Here is a 5228-nt window from a genome sequence, read left to right as displayed (position 1 = left end):
GCGACTCGTTTTTCTTCGTTTATAGAGGCCTTCAAGCACTCTTTCACCCCCTTACCAAATTATTACCAAATATAATCTTGTTGTTCATCCTTACGCCACAACAAGCCATGTACGATGGCGGCCAATACGCCGTTCCAAAACAGTACAGGTATAACCATATGCCACATATATAAGCCAATATGCAAATCCCCACCACTAGCCAAGATCATAAGGCTACGGATAAAACCATCTAGCAAGGTACATATCGCTACAATAGCACTAGACCAATACCAACGTTCTTCATAGAGTCTATGTTTTACAGCGGATAATAGATAAACCACAAGAACGTAAGGGAATAAATGGAGCCCAAAGAAATTAGATATCAATACATCATGGACGATACCACCTATAACAGCGGCCATTATTCCCATACGACGCCCTTTAAAAAGAGTAACCATAACAATGATGGTCAAGATTAAATTGGGTAACCAATTCGTATGAAAAATAGCAGGCAATAATTGAGCCTGTATAAAATAAATTAAGAATCCACAGAGGACTAAAGCTAGACGCGTCATGGTTTAACGGCCCCCTTTGCCCCTTCTACTTGATCTCGTTGTGTTTGAGGTACAAGCTTAGGCTCAAGCCCTGGTTTTTGTGGTGCACTAACAGAAGATGATGTAAGAACAAACACCTCTTCCAAACGGTAAAAGTCTACACTAGGTGTGATAACGGCATTCTTAACAAAGCCTTCTGTATCATTTTCGATAGACTGTACATTGCCAACAGGTAATCCTTTTGGATAGATACCACCGTACCCAGAGGTTATTAATTTATCCCCTACTAATACATCGCCATCACGGGCAATATTTACCATTGATGGTGTACGAGGTGAATCTCCATCCCCCTTTACAACACCAGATAAACGGGATTCAGGACGCTGTACGATAACACCGATTGCACTACGCGGGTCAAGAATGGTTTGCACACGAGAGGAATGAGGATACACATCGGTAATAAAACCAACTACCCCACTTGGTACAACGACAGCCATATTAACGGCCATCCCATCTTCACTCCCCTTATCGATAGTAAAAGTATTTGTCCATGTACCGTAATCCTTTGTAATAATACCAGCCAATGTCATGGAAAATTCTGGATGACTACTCTTATAGTTAAGAAGCTGGCGAAGTCGAATATTTTCTGCCACTACCTCATCATAGTTAACTACCTTTTGTTCTAAGGCAGCTTTACGAGATGCTTCCTCATCACTTTCAATAGTTGCAGAAATAGCATTATTAAGCACTGTGAAACCTGTTTGCACACCATCAAGTAAACGAGCAGAGCCATAAGCAAATGGTGTTGTAATGCCTTCAAGAGTAACAGTAACAAAAGGAATACTAGTTCGTTGTTTCCATGCAAATCCGAGCAAAGCCAATAGGATACAGCTAATGACAACGACGATAATTAACTTTTTATCTGACTGTATCATATTAGTCTTGGCCCTTTCTATTTTTAGAATTTACAATAAATCTCGATAAACTCACTAAGTCCGATGAAGCCCCATTAAGGCCCACAACAACTTTCGTCTCCGGTGCGTCCGGAACGTGTACAGGCACACCTAACTCGCCTCCAATACGCTCTGCCAGGCCAGATAATTGCGCTGTACCACCAGTGAGGTAGATTCCATATTGCATAATATCGGCTACAATTTCAGGTTCAGCGGAACGAATCATTTGTTTTAATTCATCCAAAAGTCCTCCGATACAGTCATTAACTACTTGGTATACTTCAGACTGATGAATGACACAACGTCTACCTAAACCATTCATCATATCACGGCCTTGAAAGGCATATTCCGCATCTTCTAGTGGTGCCATAGCAGTACCTACGGTATGTTTAATATCCTCTATAATTTCATCAGAAACGATAACACCAAAACACTCGCGTACATAGCGTAGCAACGCATTGTTAATATCTGAACCACCAAAGCGTATAGTTTTGCTATCTACAATACCGCCCAATGAAACAATACCCATATCTACGGTACCACCACCAATATCAATGACCATGGATCCACGAGCTTCAAAGATAGGTGCACCGCAACCAATAGCTGCAGCCACAGGACGTTCAATAAGAAATACTTCGCGGGCTCCCGCCTGAATAACAGCATCCATCATCGCTCTTTGCTCAACATCAGTCATCCCGCATGGAACACCAACAAGAACTCGAGCACGACGCAATGCATTAGATACCTTATTCAGAAAATAGTTAAGCATCGTATGCATAACACGATAATCCACAATAAAGCCATCTTTCAACGGTGTCAAAGGTCGCCACATATCTGGCATACGCAATACAAGGCGAGCCGCTTCATCCCCAACGGCTACTACTTTTTCTTGTTTCGTATCAGTGGCTATAATAGATGGCTCACTTATAACGGTTCCTCGCGTCCCCCCCATGAGGCGCGTCTGTATGGACCCAATATCTATACTTACATCTTTTCCTAGAGTAGGTAAAATGGAACTCATAGTAAAATCTCCTTCATTACATCATCATTCCATTTTACCACATATAATGCGACTTTTTCTATTAATATCAAGGCTTTTACCATTGTTAAAAGCACAGAAAATGCATAATTCAAGTACCCTTAAGTCATACATAATTTACACACTCATAAGTAATACATTACAAAGCTACCTATAGGTCGAACAAAATAGAAAAAGCACCCATATCATGATGCATTCTCTATTTACTAGACATAATAAAGAACGCATCATTATGAGTGCTTATTTACTGATACAACAAACTATAAAGCCATTATTATACATTTTAAAACTTATCATATAAGGATAACTTAACTGAGTTTACCGATTTCACTAAGGCTAGTGAATTCATTATCACCAATGACGATATGATCTAACACAGGTATCCCCATGAACTGACCTGCACTGACAAATAACTTGGTTAGTCGTATATCTTCATCACTAGGCCGGCTATCGCCAGATGGATGATTATGTATTAAGATAATGGCTGCCGCATTACAAGCTATGGCCTTCTTAAAAACAGCTCGCTGCTCTACGAGGCTAGATACTAAACCTCCATTCGAAATATGTTCTAACTGAATCAACTTATTTCGAGACGTCAACATAGCTGCCCATACATGCTCCACCTCTTCGTGTCGCAGGCGCTCCATTACATATTGAGCAATGACAAAAGGTTGAGAAAAATCTTCGTATGTTGCCTTAATTTTTAGTTCCCCTAATCGTCGCCCCATCTCAAGAGCCGCACACAAAGTTACCGCTTTATCTGTGCCAATTCCCTTAATTTTTATAAGCTCTTCAACGGTCATTCTATTAAGACCGTACGCCCCATCATCATAGGACTGTACGATATCACTCGCTAGCGATATGGCAGACTGACCTTTCACCCCAGTACGCAATAAAATAGCTAGCAATTCCTCCATCGCCATATGGGATGGTCCTAAAGCAAGAAATTTTTCACGGGGACGCTGAAATGGTAACATGTCTTTTACACTTACTGTTGGTACTTCCATAGAATCTCTCCATTCAAATAGATAACACCATTTGTAAATCTAACTACACACATCTACTCTCTTACTATATCAATAGCGCACAGCACAGCACAGCACAGCACAGCACAGCACAGCACAGCACAGCACAGCACAGCCAATTATAACACTATCACTATAAAGCGATAGTATTATTTAGCACCTAATGCCTTACATAGTTCATCATACACATGCTCTACAGGCAAGCCAACCACATTGGTATAAGATCCTTCAATCTTCTCTACCCATAAAGCGCCTTTACCTTGTATACCATAGGCGCCAGCCTTATCCATAGGCTCACCACTACCGATATAGGATTCAATTTCAAAAGGAGCTAACTTTTTAAAATATACCTTTGTTTCATTATGAAAAACTATTTCCTGATTTTTAATGAGTAAAGCTACTCCCGTAACAACAGAATGAACTTGGCCTGATAAACGTTCTAGCATGTGACGGGCCTCAGCCGCATCATGAGGTTTGCCTAACACTTGATTATCTAGCACGACAATCGTATCAGCGCCTAGAACAATACTACCTTCAGGGACATCTACAGCAGCGCGAGCTTTACCTAAAGCCTGTGCTTTTACCATTTCAATGGGATTATTATATCCAGTATTAGCCTCTTCATAAGCGCTCGACACGACAATATGATCAATGCCAACTTGTGTTAATAATTCTGTTCTTCGCGGTGATTGGCTCGCCAAATATAATCCAGCCATTTGCACTCCTTTACGGTATAAGAATTTTAGTTAATTTAACTATTTTATTAATAAGACTAACTAACATAGCTCAGAAAATATAGATCACAAAATATAAATCAGAATATTTGTAAACTAAACAGTAATATCTGGGCCATCCTTTTCAGGAGTAGTTAACTTTTTATAGTACTCTTGTACATCTTCTCCGTGTTTTACCGCATCAGCACGCACTGCAGCATAGAATACAATGTCTGCTTGCGGCACACGGATACGCCCTGGTACATGTTCTTCTAAGATTTCAAAGAATTTATCATCTGCTTTCAGTAAAAGGCGACCATTTTGGACCTTATCACCCTTTACAATCGCATACACTAGAGACCATATAGGACGTGGATCAGATGTAGAACATTTTCTGTATTTATATCGATATTTAATATTCGTCAATAATTCACGTTCAAACTTAAACACCCCATCAATCATATCGTAATCTACTTCAAAATGGCGTTTTCTAAAGATAGAAGATTCTTCAATGACCAACTTTGTATCTGTCAAAATATAGGTATATCGGCTAACCGCCTGTTTCACAATTACGATTATGGCCATAATTTCAATAAAGTATTCAGCTATTAGCACAGTATGTAAATTAATGCTACGATATGTAGTGTATGCTACACCGCATAATAATAGAATGACAAAACATAATACTAACCACTCTGCACTTTTAGCACGTTGAGATTTTTCTTCATATAATACTGTCATGTGTTACCCCTTTAAAAGAACTACTACTTTATAACTATACATTCTATTATAAGGTATTCTAGGTATAAAAACTACAAAAACCCCGTCTATACCTAAGATATAGACGGGGTTTTATGACTCTATTAGTCACCTAGTTCAGATACGAACTATATTATTTTTTCAAGGATGCTGTAATACGTTGAGTATCGCGAGCAATCATGATTTCTTCGTTTGTAGGGATTACG

At 39.4% G+C, this 5228-nt stretch carries 6 protein-coding genes; all 6 read right to left on the bottom strand.

Going from position 1 to position 5228, the window contains the following annotated elements; genetic code table 11:
- Nucleotides 1–62: 62 nt before the first annotated feature.
- The 6 genes from mreD to QZ055_RS08000 all read right to left on the bottom strand — a co-directional run bounded on the left by mreD (nucleotide 63) and on the right by QZ055_RS08000 (nucleotide 5004).
- Nucleotides 63–554: a rod shape-determining protein MreD gene (gene mreD, locus QZ055_RS08025; RefSeq protein WP_105085900.1), complete on the bottom strand. Its 492-nt coding sequence runs from the start codon at nucleotides 552–554 to the stop codon at nucleotides 63–65.
- Nucleotides 551–1468 carry a rod shape-determining protein MreC gene (gene mreC / locus QZ055_RS08020; protein WP_105089430.1) on the bottom strand — a complete coding sequence of 306 codons (918 nt, stop codon included), beginning with the start codon at nucleotides 1466–1468 and terminating at the stop codon, nucleotides 551–553. The genes mreD and mreC overlap by 4 nt, the downstream gene beginning before the upstream one ends.
- Before the next feature lies 1 nt (nucleotide 1469).
- Nucleotides 1470–2507, bottom strand: a complete 1038-nt coding sequence (locus QZ055_RS08015; RefSeq protein WP_105089431.1) for a rod shape-determining protein — start codon at nucleotides 2505–2507, stop codon at nucleotides 1470–1472.
- 326 nt (nucleotides 2508–2833) lie between these two features.
- Nucleotides 2834–3532 (bottom strand): DNA repair protein RadC, encoded by a 699-nt coding sequence (gene radC / locus QZ055_RS08010; RefSeq protein ID WP_295825895.1) that lies wholly within the window; start codon nucleotides 3530–3532, stop codon nucleotides 2834–2836.
- Between the two features lie 167 nt (nucleotides 3533–3699).
- Entirely contained in the window at nucleotides 3700–4266 is a 567-nt protein-coding gene (locus QZ055_RS08005) for a nucleoside triphosphate pyrophosphatase (protein ID WP_295825891.1), read from the bottom strand.
- A gap of 114 nt (nucleotides 4267–4380) precedes the next feature.
- Nucleotides 4381–5004 carry a hypothetical protein gene (locus QZ055_RS08000; protein WP_105089433.1) on the bottom strand — a complete coding sequence of 208 codons (624 nt, stop codon included), beginning with the start codon at nucleotides 5002–5004 and terminating at the stop codon, nucleotides 4381–4383.
- Between the last annotated feature and the right edge of the window lie 224 nt (nucleotides 5005–5228).

This window comes from uncultured Veillonella sp., assembly GCF_905209685.1.
Taxonomy (GTDB): Bacteria; Bacillota; Negativicutes; order Veillonellales; family Veillonellaceae; genus Veillonella.
Note: the sequence above shows the minus strand (reverse complement) of the source record. Positions and strands in the feature narration are given on the sequence as shown.